The sequence below is a fragment of the Pseudomonas sp. JUb42 genome, from assembly GCF_024807945.1.
GTDB lineage: Bacteria > Pseudomonadota > Gammaproteobacteria > Pseudomonadales > Pseudomonadaceae > Aquipseudomonas.
In genome coordinates, this window is record NZ_JANUFD010000003.1 from 218,443 (window position 1) to 237,904 (window position 19,462).

Sequence of the window (19,462 nt, forward strand, 5' to 3'; positions counted from 1 at the left end):
CCATTCGCGACAACAAGGTCAAAAGCGACACTTTTGTTACAGTTTGAAATGGTTGACCTAAGCGCGCTCCCAGACCTCGAAGCGGTACGCAGGCTTACCATCCGCAGCAGGATTCGCTGTATCGGAAACCAACTTCCACTGCTGCGGATCGAACTCAGGGAACCAGGCATCGCCTTCGGGACTCAATGCCACGCGGGTCAGGTACAGGCGATCGGCGTCGGGCAGGCCTTGGGCATATAACTGTGCACCACCAATCAACATCACTTCGTCGGCACCCTGCTCCTGTGCCCAGGTTTCGGCGCGAGCGACCGCGGCCTCCAGTGAGGTGAAGACTTCAGCGCCTTCCAGTTGCAGGTCGGCCTGGCGGGTGACTACCAGATTGAGGCGACCGGGCAGCGGGCGACCGAGGGAGTCCCAGGTCTTGCGGCCCATGATGATCGGCTTGCCGAGGGTCGTGGCCTTGAAATACTTGAAATCCCCCGGCAAATGCCAGGGCATGGAATTGTCGACGCCGATCACCCGGTTTTCACCGAGAGCGGCAATCAGGCTGAGGGGGAGATGTTTTTTCATGGCGGCGAGAATAACACTGCGCGGGTATGCTTCAGAATCGGTTAATCAATTGGCAGGAGCAAATTGTGGGAGCGAATTCATTCGCGAAGAGGCAGGTACACTCAATACATCTCGACGACTTCACCACCGCCTTCGCGAATGAATTCGCTCCCACAGACTTCGCTCCCCAATTGGACCGCGCAGTTCGCTGTGGGTACTCGGAATTTAGTTAATTTGAATGGTTATAGATGTGACTGCTTTAACCCCACTCGACACTCTCTGGCTCACCGAAACCATCCGCCTGCGCGAAGAGCAGGCCGGGGCGCTGGAGGATCAGGAAGCCAATCGCCGCGCCCGCGCCGAGGGCGGTGACCTGCGCACGCGCATCACCCGCCGTGCCCTGTGGCTGGCCGAGCGTGATGGCCTGACCGGGGCGCTGCGTCACTGGAAGCAGGGTGCGCGCCTGGCGTTGCTGGCGCTGTTGGTCGTCGCGCTAGTCAGCGGTGCGGGTCTGGCGTTGGCCGCCATGGGCGATGGTCAGCATCCGGTCAATGTGTTCTGGGCCCTGGGCAGCCTGTTGGGGCTGAACCTGATTCTGCTGCTGGGCTGGTTGGCGGGCCTGCTGCTGGCCGGTGAACACGGCGCCATTCTTGGGCGCCTGTGGTTGTGGCTCAGTGACAAGCTCGCCCGTGATGCCAGGGCCGCGCAACTGGCGCCGGCGCTATTGGTGCTGCTGCAACGCCAACGGCTGAATCGCTGGGCGTTGGGCCTGTTGGTCAACAGCCTGTGGACAGTGGCGTTGCTCTGCGCCCTGGCGTTGATGCTGTTGTTGATGGCGACGCGGCGGTACGGCTTTGTCTGGGAGACCACCATTCTCGGCAGCGACACCTTCGTCCACCTGACCCAGGCCCTCGGCGCGTTGCCTGCGCTGCTGGGCTTTGGCGTACCCGATGAAAGCCTGATCCGCGCCAGTGGCGATGGCAGCATCGAAGCCGCCCGCCAGCTTTGGGCGACCTGGCTGGTGGGCGTGCTGCTGGTCTACGGCATCCTGCCGCGCTTGTTATTGGCTTTGCTGTGCCTGTGGCGTTGGCGACGGGGGCGCGACCAGTTGGCCCTGGACCTCAATCTGCCCGGCTACGGCACTCTGCGCGAGCGGCTGATGCCCAGTAGCGAGCGCCTGGGGGTGAATGATCCGGCACCGGCTGCCCTGCATCAGGTGCCCAGCGGCGTCTCGGCGCAGTACAGCGATGGCGCTGTGCTCGTCGCCATCGAACTGGACGAGCAACGCAGCTGGCCGCCCGCTTTGCCAAAAACCATTGCCGATGCCGGAATTCTCGACAGCCGCGAGTCGCGCAAGAAACTCCTCGATCAATTGACCCGCTTCCCCCCTGCCCGCCTGGCCATCGCCTGTGACCCGCGGCGCTCGCCGGACCGGGGCAGCCTGGCGCTGATCGCCGAACTGGCCCGTTGTGCCACCGCTACACGGGTCTGGCTTTTACCTGCACCTGCCGGGCAGGCGCTGGACTCCGCGCGTCTCAGCGACTGGCATGAGGCCCTGCAACAACTGCAATTGCCATGGGCCGACAGCGCGCCGCTGAGCTGGCTGGAGAAGGGTCATGACTAAAGCCTTGAAGCTCGCCGTGGTCGGCCATACCAATGTCGGCAAGACCTCGCTGCTGCGCACCCTGACTCGCGACGTAGGCTTTGGCGAAGTCTCCCACAGGCCCAGCACCACGCGGCATGTCGAAGGCGCGCGGCTGTCGGTGGACGGCGAGGCGCTGTTGGAGTTGTACGACACTCCGGGCCTTGAAGACGCCATCGCCCTGCTCGACTATCTGGAAAACCTCGATCGCCCTGGCGAACGTCTGGATGGCCCGGCCCGTCTGGCGCGGTTTCTTGATGGCAGCGAAGCCCGGCAACGCTTCGAACAGGAAGCCAAGGTGCTGCGTCAGCTGCTGACCTGCGATGCCGGGCTGTATGTCATCGATGCCCGTGAGCCAGTGTTGGCCAAATACCGCGATGAGCTGGCGGTGCTGGCCGGCTGCGGCAAGCCTTTGCTGCCGGTGTTGAACTTCGTCAGCAGTGCCGGGCACCGCGAGCCGCAATGGCGCGAGGCCCTGGCCCGGTTGGGCCTGCATGCACTGGTGCGTTTCGACAGCGTGGCGCCGCCGGAAGATGGCGAGCGGCGGCTGTATGAAAACCTGATGTTGTTGCTCGAACATGCTCGGGATCAGTTACAGCGCCTGATCGTCGATATTGAAGCCCAACGTCAGGCCCGTTGGCAGAGCGCGAGCCATCTGATCGCCGAGCTGCTGATTGACTGCGCCGCCTGCCGTCGCAGCGTGGTGACCGAGGCGGGCCATGTGCAACAGGCCATCGATGAGCTGCGCAAGAGCATTCGTCAGCGCGAGCAGCGTTGTGTCGAGTCCTTGCTCAAGCTCTATGCCTTTCGCACCCAGGACGCTGCCGCAGCGGATTTACCTTTGCTCGATGGGCGTTGGGGCGATGACCTGTTCAATCCGGAAACCCTCAAGCAGCTTGGCGTGCGAGTCGGCGGCGGGATCGCTGCGGGGGCGGCGGCCGGTGCCGGGGTTGATCTGTTGGTTGGCGGCATCACTTTGGGTGCGGCGGCACTGGTCGGTGCCTTGGCCGGGGGCGCACTGCAAACTGCACGCAGCTACGGCTCGCGGCTGTTGGGCAAGCTCAAGGGGCAGCGCGAGCTGACGGTGGATGATGCGGTGCTGCGCCTGCTGGCCTTGCGTCAGCGGCAACTGCTGCAAGCGCTCAATGTGCGTGGCCATGCGGCCATGGAGCGCATCCAGCTCGATGGCCCGCAGGATAAAACCTGGCGTGAAGGCAGGCTGCCTGAGGCCTTGCGCAAGGCCCGCGCTCACCCGCAGTGGTCGTCGCTCAACCCCCAGGCGAAGCTGGGTCAGGCCGAGCGTCAGGAGCAGATCAGCGAGCTGGCGCGGCACATTACCCCCGACCGGTAGTCGCATCTGGCATTTTGCAGTATTGCAAATGCCCGGCGCCCGGTATGATCGCGCGCCCTGATACACCCGGAACCGGACCTGATGAAACCCACCCTGATCGCCGCCGCAGAGCTCGACCGTCTTGAGACCTGGCAGAAATACTCCAGCTACATGTGCGGAGGCTGTGTGTCCAGCTGCTGCACGTTGCCCGTGGAAGCGAAGATCAAGGACCTGATCCGGATCGGTATCGTTGACGAGTTCGAACAGGGCGATAACCCGAAGAACATCGCCAAGCGCCTGCAAAAGGAAGGTGTCGTCGAGCGCTTCAATCAGAAGACCGGGATCTTCACGTTGCAGCGCATGAGCAACAACGATTGCTTGTACCTGGACCGCAAGAGCCGCCTGTGCACCATCTACGACAAGCGCCCGGACACCTGCCGCAACCACCCAAAGATCGGCCCGCGCCCTGGCTATTGCGCCTACAAGCCCAAGGAAGTGGTACGTCAGGACCACGGCACCCTGAATGCCAATTCGGGTCGGGTGCCGATCAAGTTCTGATCTCGTTGTGACACTGGCGCGGCGCTGTCGCCCGGTAAACACGGTTTTGTAGGAGCTGCCGAAGGCTGCGAATGGGTCTATCAGATAAACCGCTTTCGCAGCCTTCGGCAGCTCCTACATTCATATCGCATTGCAAAATCATGGTCTGTGCATGAATCCCAGACATAAAAAAACGCCCCCGGTCGTAAGGCCGGGGGCGTTTTTGTTCAGCCAGGACTAATTATCAGATCTTGGCTTTCTTGGCAGCGCGGGTACGCTCGCTTTCGTCGAGGATCTTCTTGCGAAGACGGATCGACTTAGGCGTGACTTCGCACAGCTCGTCTTCCTGGATGTATTCCAGAGCCTGTTCCAGAGTGAATTTCACCGGTGGAACCAGAGCGATGGTTTCGTCTTTACCCGAAGCACGCATGTTGTCGAGCTTCTTGCCCTTGGTAGGGTTGACGCCCAGGTCGTTGTCACGGCTGTTCTGACCAACGATCTGGCCGTTGTAGATTTCCTGACCGTGTTCAACGAACAGCTTGCCACGCGCCTGCAGGGTTTCCAGGGAGTAGGTCAGTGCCTTGCCGGTCTCAACCGATACCAGTACGCCGTTCTGACGGCCGGACATGTGGCCCGATTTGACGGTGTCGTAGCGATCGAAGATCGAGGTCAGGATGCCAGCACCGTTGGTCAGGGTCAGGAACTGGTTACGGAAACCGATCAGACCGCGAGCAGGGATGTTGTATTCCAGACGAACACGGCCCTTGCCATCCGGCACCATGTTGCTCAGGTCGCCTTTACGCAGACCCATTTCTTCCATGACCTTGCCCTGCGCTTCTTCAGGGATGTCGATGGTGACGTTTTCGTACGGTTCTTGCTTGACGCCGTCGACTTCACGAATGATCACTTCAGGACGGCCCAGGGCCAGTTCGAAGCCTTCGCGACGCATGGTTTCGATCAGAACCGAGAGGTGCAGCTCACCACGGCCGGAAACCTTGAACTTGTCAGCCGAGTCGCCTTCTTCAACGCGCAGTGCAACGTTGTACAGCAGCTCTTTGTCCAGACGGTCCTTGATGTTACGGGACGTCACGAACTTGCCTTCTTTACCGCAGAATGGCGAGTCGTTGACCTGGAAGGTCATGGAAACGGTTGGCTCGTCAACGGTCAGCGGCTTCATCGCCTCAACGTTCAACGGGTCGCACAGGGTGTCAGAGATGAACAGCTCTTCGAAGCCGCTGATGCAGACGATGTCGCCGGCAGCTGCTTCTTCGACGTCTACACGGTGCAGACCGTGGTGACCCATCAGCTTGAGGATACGACCGTTGCGACGCTTGCCGTCAGCGCTGATCGCGACAACCGGGGTGTTCGGCTTGACGCGACCGCGAGCGATACGGCCAACACCGATGACGCCCAGGAAGCTGTTGTAGTCCAGTGCCGAGATTTGCATCTGGAAAGGACCGTCACGGTCAACTTTCGGCGCAGGAACGTGATCCACGACCGCCTGGTACAGCGGGGTCATGTCTTCGGCCATGTCGGTGTGATCCAGACCGGCGATGCCGTTGATCGCCGAGGCGTAGACGACTTGGAAGTCCAGCTGCTCTTCGGTAGCACCCAGGTTGTCGAACAGGTCGAAGATCTGGTCCAGAACCCAATCCGGACGCGCGCCTGGACGGTCAACCTTGTTGATGACCACGATTGGACGCAGGCCGGCTTCGAAAGCCTTCTTGGTCACGAAACGGGTTTGCGGCATAGGGCCGTCTTGAGCGTCAACTAGCAGCAGAACGGAGTCGACCATCGACATTACGCGCTCTACTTCACCACCGAAGTCGGCGTGGCCCGGGGTGTCGACGATGTTGATGTGGTAGCCATTCCAGTTGATCGCGGTGTTCTTCGCGAGAATGGTAATACCGCGCTCTTTTTCCTGGTCGTTGGAGTCCATCACGCGCTCGTCGTTGAGCTCGTTACGCTCAAGGGTACCGGACTGGCGCAGCAGCTTGTCGACGAGGGTGGTTTTACCATGGTCAACGTGAGCAATGATGGCGATGTTGCGTAGATTTTCGATCACTTGTGTATCTCGATCAGAGGATTCGGTCAGCTGTCAGCAAAGCAGGCAGCGATTAACAGGTAGAGTCGGCCAAGGCCGTTACGGCTTGACGACAAGCGTCGGGGGGCCGGTGACGCAAGCCACAGGCAAACAGCCCCGGGCACTTAGCTCGGTCGATAAACGCGCACATTGGCATGCCCCTCACTGAGCAAATGGTGAGCATGCAGGCGGCTCATGACGCCTTTGTCGCAATACAACAGGTACTGGCGAGTTTCATCCAGTTCCTTGAAACGGCTGTTCAGTGCGTAGAACGGCAGTGTCTGTATCTCAATGCCGGGCAGTTGCAGCGGCTGGTCTTCCTGGGCATCCGGATGACGGATGTCGAGAATGACCTGCCCGGCCAGTGCCTGGCTGACTTCTTCTATTTCGACATCCTTGCTCAGATCGTCGATGACGCGATCGATCGTGACCAGTTTGGCGCGTTCGAGCGCACGCTCGAGAATCGCCATGTCGAATTGTTTTTCTTCATACTCAACGCGGTTGCGCTTGGCGTTGGTCTTGGGGTTGACCGAAATCACCCCGCAATACTCAGGCATGTGTCGGGCGAAGTCGGCAGTGCCGATCTCGATCGCCTGATCGATGATGTCCTGTTTGTGGCTGGTGACCAGAGGCCGCAGCACCAGCTTGTCGGTCGCCGAGTCGATCAGCGACAGATTGGGCAGCGTCTGGCTGGACACCTGTGAAATCGCTTCGCCGGTCACCAGCACGTCGATTTCCAGGCGATCGGCAACAGAGGAAGCTGCGCGCAACATCATACGCTTCAAAACCACGCCCATATGACTGTTGTCGACTTTTTCGAGAATTTCTCCAAGAACTTCCTCGAACGGTACGCTGACGAACAGCACGCGTTGGGAGCTGCCGAACTTCTTCCAGATGAAATGGGCCACTTCCATCACGCCCAGTTCATGGGCGCGACCACCGAGGTTGAAGAAGCAGAAGTGCGCCATAAGCCCACGGCGCATGACCTGGTAGGCCGCAACCGTGGAGTCGAACCCGCCGGACATCAGCACCAGCGTCTGCTCCAGGGCGCCAAGCGGGTAGCCGCCCATGCCGTCGTGCTGGCTGTGAACGACGAACAACCGTTGGTCGCGAATTTCCATGCGCACTTCGATTTGCGGCTTGCGCAGCTCGATTCCGGCGGCCCCGCACTGACGGCGCAACTGGCTGCCGACGTACTTTTCCACGTCCATCGAACTGAACGGATGCTTGCCCGCCCGCTTGCAGCGTACGGAAAACATCTTGCCAGGCAGCAAGTCACCGTAGTGCTGCTTGCACTTGGCAACCACGTCGTCCATGTCGCCCAGCGGGTATTCGGCCACCTGGAGGAAGTTGGCGATGCCCGGCATGCAGCGCAGGCACTCGTTTATTTCCTCGAGCTTTTTCGGCTCGGTGAGCTGGGTCTCGACTTCGAGGTTGTCCCAAACGCCACCCACCACCACGTCCGGGTCTACTTCACGCAGGACCGTACGGATGTTCTTGGCCAGCTGGCGGATGAACTTCTTGCGCACCGGCGGGCTTTTGATAGTGATTTCTGGGAAAACTTTAACGATTAGTTTCATGGAAACAGCGCGCGAGGTGCCAGCCGAAAAAGAGGGGGCGGGATTATAGCGGAAATTGCTCAAGGTTTAACCAGTTATCGTGCGACCAATCATCGACGCACCAAAATGGATCTGTCGCGCAATATATAGATCCATAATGGTGCGTGTATTTTCAGAAAAAACTGATTTAACGGCGAAATCGCCAGTGTTTCAGATAAAAAACCCATCTCGGGGCACTGGCATGCAATTTGCTCCCTTGTGAGGCAGGTTGCCTTGGCCGACTATCGCGCCCGGCATCACCCAAATTAAAGGGCTCACTACTACCCAGCCCTCATTCACCCCGGAGGACAGCATGTCGAAGTCGGTTCAACTCATCAAAGATCATGACGTTAAGTGGATTGATCTGCGCTTCACGGACACCAAAGGCACTCAGCACCACGTGACCATGCCGGCTCGCGATGCGCTGGAAGACGACTTCTTCGAAGTCGGCAAGATGTTCGACGGCTCCTCCATCTCCGGCTGGAAAGGCATCGAAGCTTCCGACATGATCCTGCTGCCAGACGACGAAACTGCCGTTCTGGACCCGTTCACCGAAGAGCCGACCCTGATCCTGGTTTGCGACATCATCGAACCTTCGACCATGCAAGGTTACGATCGCGACCCACGCGCCATCGCTCATCGCGCCGAGGAATACCTGAAGTCCACCGGTATCGGTGACACTGTATTCGCAGGTCCCGAGCCAGAATTCTTCATCTTCGACGAAGTGAAATTCAAATCCGACATCTCCGGTTCCATGTTCAAGATCTACTCCGAACAAGGTTCCTGGATGTCCGACGCTGACATCGAAGGCGGTAACAAGGGCCACCGTCCAGGTATCAAAGGCGGCTACTTCCCGGTTCCACCGTTCGACCACGACCACGAAATCCGCACCGCAATGTGCAACGCTCTGGAAGAAATGGGCCAGGTCGTAGAAGTTCACCACCACGAAGTGGCAACTGCTGGTCAGAACGAAATTGGCGTGCGCTTCAACACCCTGGTTAAAAAGGCTGACGAAGTTCAGACCCTGAAATACGTTGTTCACAACGTTGCTGACGCCTACGGCCGTACCGCTACCTTCATGCCTAAGCCTCTGTACGGCGATAACGGTTCGGGTATGCACGTTCACATGTCCATCGCCAAAGATGGCAAGAACACCTTCGCTGGCGAAGGCTATGCCGGCCTGTCCGACACCGCTCTGTACTTCATCGGCGGTATCATCAAGCACGGTAAGGCGCTGAACGGCTTCACCAACCCTGCGACCAACTCCTACAAGCGTCTGGTTCCAGGCTTCGAAGCTCCAGTGATGCTGGCCTACTCGGCTCGCAACCGCTCCGCTTCGATCCGTATTCCTTACGTTTCCAGCCCACGTGGCCGTCGTATCGAAGCACGTTTCCCGGATCCAGCAGCCAACCCGTACCTGGCTTTCGCTGCTCTGTTGATGGCTGGCCTGGACGGCATCCAGAACAAGATCCACCCTGGCGATGCAGCTGACAAAAACCTGTACGACCTGCCGCCAGAAGAAGCAGCAGAGATCCCACAAGTTTGCGGCAGCCTGAAAGAAGCCCTGGAAGAGCTGGACAAAGGTCGTGCGTTCCTGACCAAAGGCGGCGTTTTCAGCGATGATTTCATCGACGCTTACATCGCTCTGAAAAGCGAAGAAGAAATCAAGGTACGTACTTTCGTACACCCACTGGAATACGAGCTGTACTACAGCTGCTAATCCGGTCGAGTCAGCGCAGGCTGCTTGAACAAGAGGCCTCCTTCGGGAGGCCTTTTTTATGGGGGCGGTAAATAGGTATGGGCTTTTTCCGATTTTCTTTGGCACCCTTGTGTTCTGCATTCCGGCACAGGATGGAACCCCACCATGCGTTCGCTTTTTCTCGCTGTTTCCCTTTCGACCCTTGCCTGCCTGTCCATGACGGGTTGCGCCACACAAAAGAGCCCGGCTGAGCTGGATGCCCTGCTCGGCGTGATCGGCGAGCGCCTGACCATTGCCGACCCGGTGGCCCTGAGCAAATGGGACAGTGGCAAGCCGGTGGAGGATCTGCCCCGCGAACAGCAGGTCATCGACGGTGCCGGAGCGCGTGCGGCCGAGTTCGATCTGGAACAGAACGATGTACAGCAGCTGTTCCGCGCCCAGATCGAAGCCAACAAGCTGGTTCAGAACGCCCTGCTCGCCCAGTGGCATGCTGCAGGCGCCGCGCCTGCCCTGCCACGCCGCAGCCTGACTGGCGATATCCGTCCGCAGCTGGATATTCTGCAAACCCGCCTGCTGCAGACCTACAGCGCCTTCGTCCCCCTGCGCAAAGACCCGAATTGCCAGGCGTGGCTGGATGCTGCACGGCAGCGGCATACCACTGATGCCATTCATGATCAGGGGCTGGTTCGCGCGACCTTGGGGTTGTGTGCTGGCAAGTAAAAATGCACTGATCTGAATTGAAATGCGATTTGAATGTAGGAGCTGCCGAAGGCTGCGAAAGCGGCGTATCAGGTAGCCCTCGTTCGCAGCCTTCGGCAGCTCCTACAGATTCTGTGTTGTTTGTGTGATGCCACAGTATGTCTGCCACCCATACATGATGTGTTCTATGCTGGCGCCTCGTGGCTCGCAGTTGCCCGCACTACCGTTTCCGGAGACCCCATGCGTCGAAGTCTTGTCTGGCTGTTGTTACTGGTCGCCCTGCCCGCTGCTGCGCAGATCTACAAATACACCGATGCTGAAGGCAACACCGCTTACAGCAACCAGCCGCCCGCTGGCACAAAAGCCCAGGAGGTCGAGCTGCCACCGCTGCCGACCATCAACACTGTCAAGCCCGCGCCTGTAGTGCCCGCCGCGCCGACCACTCCTGCCGCGTCCTCAGGCCAGCAGTACACGGTGCTTGAGCTGACCGACCTGCCTGACGATGAAGCCTTGCGCGCCAATAACGGCAACTTCACGGTGGGCGTGAAGATCCGGCCGAAACTGGACCCCGGCTTCATGTTTCAGCTGCTGGTCGATGGCAAGCCGTATGGTCAGCCGACCAACGTGCCGCGCCTGCAGGTGATCAATATCGACCGCGGTGAACACAGCCTTGCCGTGCAGGTGCTCGACAGCAAGCGCGTGGTTCAGCAAAGCCCGACCGTCACCCTCAGCGTGCAGCGAGCCCATGTCGGCAAACCTTGACGTGCGTGCCCTGCTGCTGTGCCTGCTGTTGTTCTGGATTTTGCCTGCGGCGGCCGATGTCTTTACCTACATCGACGCCAACGGTAATCGGGTCTTTACCGATCAGCCGAAGAAAGGCGCCAAGCGCGTCGAGATCCCGCCTACCAATAACCTGAACGGCGCCCCGCCCGCGCAAAAGGCACCCGCCACGGCAAAAGCGGCCAAGCCCAAGCCAATGTTTCATTACCAGCTGTTGCGCATTCTGGTGCCGGAACCGGATGCGACGATCCGCAGCATCGAGGGCAATCTGATCGTCACTGTAACCAGCGAGCCCGCCTTGCAGGACAGCCATGTTTATCGCCTCCTGCTCGATGGCCAGCCGGTGGGCGATAGTGGGCGCAGTCCGGTGTTCCCGTTGAATAACATCGATCGCGGCACTCATCAGCTATCAGTGGAAATAGTCGATGAGCTGGGCCGGGTCGTCGAGCGAACCCCCAACCAGCCTTTCCATATGCAACGCACAAGTCTGGCGCAGAAACGCCAGGCGCATCCCTGCAAAGAGGGTGACTACGGTGTGCGGCCGGAATGTCCGTTGGTACTCAAGCCTGCCGATTGACGAGGGCGCGGGCCCAAAGTGGTTTGAATTGGAATGCGATCCCCGTAGGAGCTGCCGCAGGCTGCGAAAGCGATGTATCAGATACACCCATTCGCAGCCTATCGCAGCTCCGACAGATTTTTCCTGCACTGTGCGCACATAAATGGTGCGTTAATTCCCCATTCCTGAACGGGCTCAGCCCATTTTGGTTCGAAAAGAACCGGAGCAAGCTGCGTAATGTTGCATGCTGTCCAAAAAACGCCCGATTTTCCGGCTTTAACGCTTCTTTTCGGAGCCTTGGTTTGGTTTTTGCAACTTCAGCGTATTAACGCCCCATTCGCACTGTAACAACGGCGTGCCAAAGCTGGCGAAGGTTCACCAGCATCAGCACTCCGGGGCCGCCTGAATTGCAATGTGCCAAAAGAGGTCAACGATATTCATGACTATCAGCGACACGCTGCACCGACTGTTACTCGACAACCTGACCACTGCCACCATTCTGCTCAATGCCGATCTGCGCCTTGAATACATGAATCCGGCGGCGGAGATGCTGTTGGCGATCAGTGGTCAGCGTAGCCACGGGCAATTTATCAGCGAACTGTTCACCGAGTCCGCCGAGGCCCTGAGTTCGCTGCGTCAGGCGGTTGAGCAGGCGCACCCGTTCACCAAGCGCGAGGCGATGCTCACCGCCCTGACTGGCCAGACCCTCACCGTCGACTACGCCGTTACCCCGATTCTCAGCCAGGGCCAGACCATGCTGTTGCTTGAGGTGCATCCTCGCGACCGCTTGTTGCGCATCACCAAGGAAGAGGCTCAGCTGTCCAAGCAGGAAACCACCAAGATGCTGGTCCGTGGCCTGGCCCATGAGATCAAGAATCCTCTGGGTGGGATCCGCGGTGCCGCGCAACTGCTGGCCCGGGAGCTGCCGGAAGAAAGCCTCAAGGACTACACCAACGTCATCATTGAAGAGGCTGACCGCCTGCGTAACCTGGTCGATCGCATGCTTGGCTCGAACAAGCTGCCGTCCCTGGCCATGACCAACGTGCACGAAGTCCTCGAACGCGTATGCAGTCTGGTCGAAGCGGAAAGTCAGGGCTGCATCACGCTGGTGCGCGACTATGATCCAAGTATTCCGGATGTATTGATCGACCGCGAACAAATGATCCAGGCCGTACTCAATATTGTGCGCAATGCCATGCAGGCTATCAGTGGCCAGAACGAGTTGCGTCTGGGCCGGATCAGCCTGCGCACCAGGGCCATGCGCCAGTTCACCATCGGGCATGTGCGTCATCGCTTGGTGAGCAAGATCGAGATCATCGACAACGGCCCCGGTATTCCGGCCGAGCTTCAGGAAACCATTTTTTACCCGATGGTCAGTGGGCGCCCGGATGGCACAGGGCTCGGTCTTGCCATTACCCAGAACATAATCAGTCAGCATCAGGGCCTGATCGAATGTGACAGCCATCCTGGCCACACCACCTTCTCGATCTTCCTGCCGCTGGAACAAGGAGCAGCTTCGACATGAGCCGTAGTGAAACTGTCTGGATCGTAGATGACGATCGCTCGATTCGCTGGGTACTGGAAAAGGCCTTGCAGCAGGAAGGCATGACCACGCAAAGCTTCGACAGTGCCGATGGCGTAATGAGCCGCCTGGCGCGTCAGCAACCGGACGTGATCATTTCCGACATCCGCATGCCCGGCGCCAGTGGCCTGGACCTGCTGGCGCGAATCCGCGAGCAGCATCCGCGCCTGCCGGTGATCATCATGACCGCCCATTCCGACCTCGATAGCGCCGTGGCGTCTTATCAGGGCGGGGCTTTTGAATACCTGCCCAAGCCGTTCGACGTCGATGAAGCAGTGTCCCTGGTCAAGCGCGCCAACCAGCACGCACAGGAACAACAGGGCATGGACGTTGCGCCGACCCTGACCCGCACCCCGGAAATCATCGGTGAAGCACCGGCGATGCAGGAAGTGTTTCGCGCCATCGGGCGTCTGAGCCACTCAAATATCACCGTGCTGATCAATGGTGAGTCGGGTACCGGTAAAGAGCTGGTCGCCCACGCCTTGCACCGTCACAGTCCGCGTGCGGCGGCGCCGTTCATTGCCTTGAATATGGCGGCGATCCCCAAGGACCTGATGGAATCCGAGCTGTTCGGCCATGAAAAAGGCGCCTTTACCGGCGCGGCCAACCTGCGTCGCGGCCGTTTCGAACAGGCGGACGGCGGTACACTGTTCCTCGACGAAATCGGTGACATGCCGGCCGACACTCAGACCCGCTTGCTGCGCGTACTGGCTGACGGCGAGTTCTATCGGGTCGGTGGGCACACGCCGGTCAAAGTCGATGTGCGCATCATCGCTGCGACCCACCAGAACCTGGAAACCCTGGTACAGGCCGGCAAGTTCCGCGAGGATTTGTTCCACCGCCTGAACGTGATCCGTATCCACATCCCGCGCATGTCCGACCGTCGCGAAGACATTCCGACCCTGGCCAAGCACTTCCTCAGCCGCGCTGCGCAAGAGCTGGCGGTGGAGCCGAAGCTGCTCAAGGCCGAGACCGAGGAATACCTCAAGCATCTGCCATGGCCGGGCAACGTTCGCCAACTGGAAAATACTTGCCGCTGGATCACCGTCATGGCCTCTGGTCGTGAAGTGCATATCAGCGACCTGCCGCCGGAGCTGCTGAGCCTGCCGCAGGACGCCGCGCCGGTCACCAACTGGGAGCAGGCCCTGCGTCAATGGGCCGACCAGGCTCTGGCGCGTGGCCAATCCAGCCTGCTCGACAGTGCCGTGCCGACCTTCGAGCGCATCATGATCGAAACCGCCCTCAAGCATACCGCCGGCCGCCGTCGCGACGCCGCCGTTTTGCTGGGCTGGGGCCGCAATACCTTAACTCGCAAGATCAAGGAATTGGGCATGAAGATCGATGGTGGCGACGATGATGAGGGCGACGACGCCTGAGTTTGCAGGTGCCTTAGGAGCGGCTTTAGCCGCGAGGCCGTCTCCCGGCTAAAGCCGGTCCCAAAACCTGGTGATGGTCGAGGGTGAGCGTTGGCAGGTGGTAATGGAACTACCAACCTGCCGCAGGTATCCAACGCTCACTATCAATGCAGGAGTGCCTCACCATGCGTCTCAAGTTCGCGGTCGCCACGTTAGCGTTGCTTTCCCTGCCGGTCGGTTCAGCGATGGCTGATGGCTTCTGGCGCGATGTCATTTCTTCCGGTGCAACCACCGGCTCCACCTACCTGACCTTCAAGGATCACAAGCTGATCGTCGCCGCTCAGGATGACGCCGGCAGCTTCGTCGCCAGCGACGGTGGCATTCGCGGGCCGTTCCTGGAAGCGGCTATTGAGCAGGTGCGTCGCGATAACCCTGGCCTGAAGGCTACCGACATGGACCTGGCCAACGCCATCCTGGCGAAGAATCTGGTCGCAGAGAACCAGTAAGGTTTTGCGCTGAATAGAACTGTGGGAGCGGATTCATACGCGAAGAGGCCGGTTTGACCGATATATCTCTATCGATCAAACGCCCCATTCGCGAATGAATTCCCTCCCACCGTTTTTTGTGTTTCCACTGGCGAAGTGTGTTACTCGCCAATAGCCGCCTTGTAACCCGCAGCGTCCAGCAACTTGGCCAGATCGCCCGCGGCATCGCTTGGCTTGACCTTGAAGATCCACGAGCCATAAGCATCGCTGTTCAGCGACTCAGGGCTGTCGCCCAGGGATTCGTTGACTGCGACCACTTCACCGCCAACCGGGGAGTAGATGTCCGAAGCGGCTTTCACCGACTCGACCACGCCTGCTGCGTCGCCAGCAGCGAAGACCTTGCCGATTTCCGGCAGCTCGACGAATACCACGTCACCCAAAGCTTCCTGGGCATGGTCGGAAATACCGACAACGATCAAGTCACCCTCTTGCCTGGCCCATTCGTGGCTTTCGGCAAAACGCAGTTCGGCGGGAATATTGCTCATTTATTCATCCTCGGATCGGGTCAGCGGAATTCCGCAAAAAATATTATTAGATCAGGGTTTTGCCATGACGTACGAAGGTCGGTTGCACCACGCGTACCGGATACCACTTGCCGCGAATCTCTACTTCGGCGCGGTCGGCTGTCGCCATCGGTACCCGAGCCAGAGCAATCGATTTGCTTAGCGTAGGAGAGAAACTACCACTGGTAATCTCTCCTTCGCCAATTTCTGCGATGCGCACCACTTGATGGGCGCGCAATACACCGCGCTCTTCCAGGACCAAGCCGACCAACCGCGATGAGACGCCTGCCGCGCGTTCGGCAGCCAGGGCGGCGCGGCCGATGAAATCGCGCTCAGCCGGTTCCCAGGCAATGGTCCAGGCCATGTTGGCAGCTAGTGGCGACACCTGTTCGTCGATGTCCTGGCCGTAAAGATTCATACCGGCTTCCAGGCGCAGCGTGTCGCGGGCGCCCAGGCCGATGGGGGAAATGCCGGCACCGACCAGATCGTTGAAGAAACCGGGGGCCTGTGCGGCGGGCAGGATGATTTCCAGGCCGTCTTCGCCGGTGTAGCCAGTGCGGGCGATGAACCAGTCGCCGTCTTCCTGGCCTTCGAAGGGCTTGAGGCGATGGATCAGCTCGCTGCGTTGAGCCGAGACCAGCTCGGCGATCTTGCGCCGGGCGTGGGGGCCCTGAATGGCCAACATCGCCAGGTCCGGGCGCTCGATAAGCTGTACGTCGAAGCCTTTGAGCTGGCGCTCCATCCAGGCCAGGTCCTTGGCGCCGGTGGCGGCGTTGACCACCAGGCGATAACCGCTGTCGGTGAGATAGACGATCATGTCGTCGATAACCCCGCCGTCAGCGTTGAGCATGGCGCTGTAGAGGGCCTGGCCGATATTTTTCAGGCGGCCGACGTCATTGGCCAGCAGATGTTGCAACCAGGCCTTGGCCTGACTGCCGGTGACATCGATCACATGCATGTGCGAGACGTCGAACACACCGCAATCGCGTCGCACCTGATGGTGCTCCTCGACTTGCGAGCCGTAATGCAGCGGCATGTCCCAACCACCAAAATCGACCATCTTCGCGCCCAGCGCGAGGTGCAGGTCAAAGAGGGGCGTACGCTGTCCCATGGGTTTCTCCTTCCGGGCGTGGCGAAGGTGTGGGCTGCTGTGGCTCAGGCAAGTCTCATCCCTGTGAACAGGGAGCGAAACCGTCGCTGGCACGCAGAATTGTCTGACAGACCACACCGATTGCGGCGCATTGTAGCCGCAAGGCGAGAGACCCGCACCTAAGCGATCTGTCGCGCCGAGCGGCGGATCAGACCGATGACCGGCAGCAGGCCGACCAGTACCAGTGTCAGGGCTGGCAGAGCAGCCCGAGCCCATTCGCCTTCACTGGTCATTTCAAAAATTTTCACGGCGAGGGTGTCCCAGCCAAATGGGCGCATCAGCAGGGTCGCGGGCATTTCTTTGAGTACATCGACGAAGACTAGCAAGGCAGCACTCAGGGCACCCGGTGCCAGTAACGGCAGATACACCTTGAAAAACAATCGTGGCCCACTGACACCCAGACTGCGTGCTGCTTCAGGCAGCGATGGGCGAATACGTGACAGGCTGTTTTCCAGCGGCCCGTAGGCGACGGCGATAAAGCGCACCAGATAGGCCAGCAACAGCGCGGCGAGACTGCCCAGCAGCAACGGCTTACCCGCGCCACCGAGCCAGCTGGACAGCGGAATGACCCATTCGCGATCCAGATAACTGAATGCCAGCATGATCGACACGGCCAGTACCGAACCCGGTAGCGCATAGCCCAGATTGGCCAGGCTCACGCCGACACGAACGCCTCGGGTCGGCGACAGACGCCGGGCGAACGCCAGGATCAGGGCGACGCAAACGGTGAGCAGCGCCGCCGTACCGCCCAGGTAAAGGGTGTGCAGGATCAGATCGAGATAGCGTTCGTCGAGATCGAAGCGCCCGCGTTGCCAGACCCACACCACCAATTGCAGCACCGGCACGACGAAGGCGCAGGCGAATACCAGCCCGCACCAGCTACTGGCGGCCAACGCTTTGACACCGTGCAGGTGATACAGCGCCGTGCTCCGCGGGCGCTCGTTGGCGGCACGATTGGCACCGCGTGCGCGATGCTCGCCGTACAGCACCAGCATCACCGCCAGCAATAGCAGACTGGCCAGCTGCGCCGCGCTGGACAGGCTGAAGAAGCCATACCAGGTCTTGTAGATGGCCGTGGTGAAGGTATCGAAGTTGAACACCGAGACCGCCCCAAAGTCCGCCAGGGTTTCCATCAGGGCCAGAGCTACCCCGGCACCAATGGCAGGCCGCGCAATCGGCAGGGCGACCCGCCAGAAGGCCTTCCAGGGCGATTGCCCGAGTATTCGCGCTGCCTCCATCAGGCCCTTGCCCTGGGCGAGGAACGCCGTGCGCGCCAACAGGTAGACATAGGGGTAGAACACCAGCACCAGAACAAAAATCACTCCGCCGGTGGAGCGTACCCGTGGCAGACGTACACCGTTGCCGAACCACTCGCGCAGCAGGCTTTGTACCGGCCCGGAGAAGTCCAGCAGGCCGACGAAGACAAAGGCCAGCACATAGGCCGGAATCGCAAACGGCAGCATCAATGCCCAGTCCAGCCAGCGCCGGCCGGGAAACTCGCAGAGACTGGTCAGCCAGGCCAGGCTCACACCCAGCAAGGTCACGCCAACGCCAACGCCGAGCAACAGGAAGGCGGTATTGCTCAGCAGGCGAGTCATCTGGGTTTCCCAGAGGTGCGACCAGATCTGCTGATCGATGGACTGCCAGGACAGCAGCAGGACGCTCAATGGCAGCAGCACCAACGCGGCGATGGCGTAGACCAGTGGATACCAGCGGCGTTGGGCGGGATGAGCCAAGGGGAGGGATTCTTATGGTGAGAGAGTAAGGGTCGGAGCCGCTAAGCAACGGATCACTAGGTGCGCAGCTTCTAGGGCCTCAATTCCAGCCAACCCGATCCATCATGCGAATAGCCTCGGCCTGGCGTTTGCCGGCGACTTCCACCGGCAGCGCATCAGGCTTGAAGCTGCCCCAGCTCGACACTTCTTCGGATGGCGACACCGCCGGGTTGGCCGGGAATTCCTGGTTGATGCCGGAGAAGATGGTTTGCGCCTCGGTGCCGGTCATCCATTCGACCAAGGCCTTGGCGGCTTCCGGGTGCGGCGCGTATTTGGTCAGGCCGATGCCCGACAGGTTGACGTGCACGCCACGGTCGTTCTGGTTCGGCCAGAACAGCTTCACCGCAAGTTTGGGGTTCTGTTTGTGCAGGCGGCCATAGTAGTAGGTGTTAACGATGCCGACGTCGCACTGCCCGGCGTTGATCGCCTCAAGCACGGCAATGTCATCGGAGAACACGTCGGTGGACAGGTTGTTGACCCAGCCTTTGAGGATTTTCTCCGCAGCTTCGGCGCCATGGGTTTCGATCAGCGTGGCGGTCAGGGACTGGTTATAGACCTTCTTCGCCGTACGCAGACACAGGCGACCTTCCCAGTTCTTGTCGGCCAGGGCTTCGTAGGTGGAGAGTTCTTCGGTTTTAACCCGGTCGGTGGAGTAGGCGATGGTCCGGGCGCGCAGGCTCAGGCCGGTCCAGGCATGGGTGGACGAGCGGTACTGGGCGGGAATATTGGCGTCGATCAGCGCAGTGGTGAAGGGCTGCAGGATGCCCATCTGCTCGGCTTGCCAGAGGTTACCGGCATCGACGGTCAGCAGCAGGTCGGCGGTGGCGTTCTGGCCCTCGGCCTTGATGCGCTGCATCAGCGGCGCTTCCTTGTCGGTGATGAACTTGACCTTGACCCCGGTCTTGGCGGTATAGGCGTCGAATACCGGCTTGATCAGTTCGTCGATCCGCGATGAATACACCACCACTTCATCGGCGGCCTGGGCGCCGCTGCCCAGCACGGTCAGGGTCAAAGCGGCGAGGAGAGCCTTGCTTGCCTTCATGGGAATGTCTCGTGTGCGCAAAATGAGGCGAAATGGT

The 19,462-nt window shown here is 60.0% G+C and carries 17 protein-coding genes; 10 read left to right on the top strand and 7 right to left on the bottom strand.

Features of this window, described 5'->3' with window-relative positions; genetic code table 11:
• Positions 1-57: 57 nt before the first annotated feature.
• Positions 58-570 carry a dihydrofolate reductase gene (locus M2401_RS07530; RefSeq protein WP_259101149.1) on the bottom strand — a complete coding sequence of 171 codons (513 nt, stop codon included), beginning with the start codon at positions 568-570 and terminating at the stop codon, positions 58-60.
• 217 nt (positions 571-787) lie between these two features.
• Between M2401_RS07530 and M2401_RS07535 the strand changes: the two genes are divergently transcribed.
• The 3 genes from M2401_RS07535 to M2401_RS07545 all read left to right on the top strand — a co-directional run bounded on the left by M2401_RS07535 (position 788) and on the right by M2401_RS07545 (position 4,079).
• Positions 788-2,173: a DUF2868 domain-containing protein gene (locus M2401_RS07535; RefSeq protein ID WP_259101152.1), complete on the top strand. Its 1,386-nt coding sequence runs from the start codon at positions 788-790 to the stop codon at positions 2,171-2,173.
• The gene (locus M2401_RS07540; protein ID WP_259101155.1) at positions 2,166-3,542 is read left to right on the top strand and encodes a GTPase/DUF3482 domain-containing protein; all 1,377 of its coding nucleotides are present in this window, start codon (positions 2,166-2,168) and stop codon (positions 3,540-3,542) included. Before M2401_RS07535 ends, M2401_RS07540 begins: the two co-directional genes overlap by 8 nt.
• 81 nt (positions 3,543-3,623) lie before the next feature.
• Positions 3,624-4,079, top strand: coding sequence for a YkgJ family cysteine cluster protein (locus tag M2401_RS07545; protein ID WP_259101158.1), 456 nt, complete (start codon positions 3,624-3,626; stop codon positions 4,077-4,079).
• Positions 4,080-4,302: 223 nt separating this feature from the next.
• Here the strand turns inward: M2401_RS07545 and typA are convergent, their stop codons facing one another.
• Both typA and thiI read right to left on the bottom strand, forming a co-directional pair.
• The gene (typA, locus tag M2401_RS07550; protein WP_259101161.1) at positions 4,303-6,123 is read right to left on the bottom strand and encodes a translational GTPase TypA; all 1,821 of its coding nucleotides are present in this window, start codon (positions 6,121-6,123) and stop codon (positions 4,303-4,305) included.
• Between the two features lie 143 nt (positions 6,124-6,266).
• Entirely contained in the window at positions 6,267-7,721 is a 1,455-nt protein-coding gene (gene thiI, locus M2401_RS07555; RefSeq protein ID WP_259101164.1) for a tRNA uracil 4-sulfurtransferase ThiI, read from the bottom strand.
• 331 nt (positions 7,722-8,052) lie between these two features.
• Here thiI and glnA point away from each other — a divergent pair, with 331 nt between their 5' ends.
• The 7 genes from glnA to M2401_RS07590 all read left to right on the top strand — a co-directional run bounded on the left by glnA (position 8,053) and on the right by M2401_RS07590 (position 14,916).
• Positions 8,053-9,459 (top strand): glutamate--ammonia ligase, encoded by a 1,407-nt coding sequence (gene glnA, locus M2401_RS07560; RefSeq protein WP_259101166.1) that lies wholly within the window; start codon positions 8,053-8,055, stop codon positions 9,457-9,459.
• 144 nt (positions 9,460-9,603) lie between these two features.
• The gene (locus M2401_RS07565; protein WP_259101168.1) at positions 9,604-10,158 is read left to right on the top strand and encodes a chorismate mutase; all 555 of its coding nucleotides are present in this window, start codon (positions 9,604-9,606) and stop codon (positions 10,156-10,158) included.
• Between the two features lie 219 nt (positions 10,159-10,377).
• Complete coding sequence (locus tag M2401_RS07570; RefSeq protein WP_259101169.1) at positions 10,378-10,899, top strand: DUF4124 domain-containing protein; 522 nt, start codon at positions 10,378-10,380, stop codon at positions 10,897-10,899.
• Entirely contained in the window at positions 10,883-11,494 is a 612-nt protein-coding gene (locus M2401_RS07575; protein WP_259101171.1) for a DUF4124 domain-containing protein, read from the top strand. The genes M2401_RS07570 and M2401_RS07575 overlap by 17 nt, the downstream gene beginning before the upstream one ends.
• Before the next feature lie 418 nt (positions 11,495-11,912).
• The gene (gene glnL / locus M2401_RS07580) at positions 11,913-12,998 is read left to right on the top strand and encodes a nitrogen regulation protein NR(II) (RefSeq protein WP_259101173.1); all 1,086 of its coding nucleotides are present in this window, start codon (positions 11,913-11,915) and stop codon (positions 12,996-12,998) included.
• Entirely contained in the window at positions 12,995-14,431 is a 1,437-nt protein-coding gene (ntrC, locus tag M2401_RS07585; protein WP_259101175.1) for a nitrogen regulation protein NR(I), read from the top strand. Before glnL ends, ntrC begins: the two co-directional genes overlap by 4 nt.
• Positions 14,432-14,595: 164 nt before the next feature.
• Entirely contained in the window at positions 14,596-14,916 is a 321-nt protein-coding gene (locus M2401_RS07590) for a DUF2388 domain-containing protein (protein WP_259101176.1), read from the top strand.
• A 140-nt stretch (positions 14,917-15,056) separates the two neighbouring features.
• Here the strand turns inward: M2401_RS07590 and gcvH are convergent, their stop codons facing one another.
• The 4 genes from gcvH to M2401_RS07610 all read right to left on the bottom strand — a co-directional run bounded on the left by gcvH (position 15,057) and on the right by M2401_RS07610 (position 19,425).
• Positions 15,057-15,440, bottom strand: coding sequence for a glycine cleavage system protein GcvH (gcvH, locus tag M2401_RS07595; RefSeq protein WP_259101178.1), 384 nt, complete (start codon positions 15,438-15,440; stop codon positions 15,057-15,059).
• A gap of 46 nt (positions 15,441-15,486) precedes the next feature.
• Positions 15,487-16,569 (bottom strand): glycine cleavage system aminomethyltransferase GcvT, encoded by a 1,083-nt coding sequence (gene gcvT, locus M2401_RS07600; RefSeq protein WP_259101180.1) that lies wholly within the window; start codon positions 16,567-16,569, stop codon positions 15,487-15,489.
• Between the two features lie 158 nt (positions 16,570-16,727).
• Positions 16,728-18,344: an iron ABC transporter permease gene (locus M2401_RS07605; protein WP_259101182.1), complete on the bottom strand. Its 1,617-nt coding sequence runs from the start codon at positions 18,342-18,344 to the stop codon at positions 16,728-16,730.
• 79 nt (positions 18,345-18,423) lie between these two features.
• Positions 18,424-19,425 (bottom strand): extracellular solute-binding protein, encoded by a 1,002-nt coding sequence (locus tag M2401_RS07610; protein WP_259101185.1) that lies wholly within the window; start codon positions 19,423-19,425, stop codon positions 18,424-18,426.
• Positions 19,426-19,462: the final 37 nt, after the last annotated feature.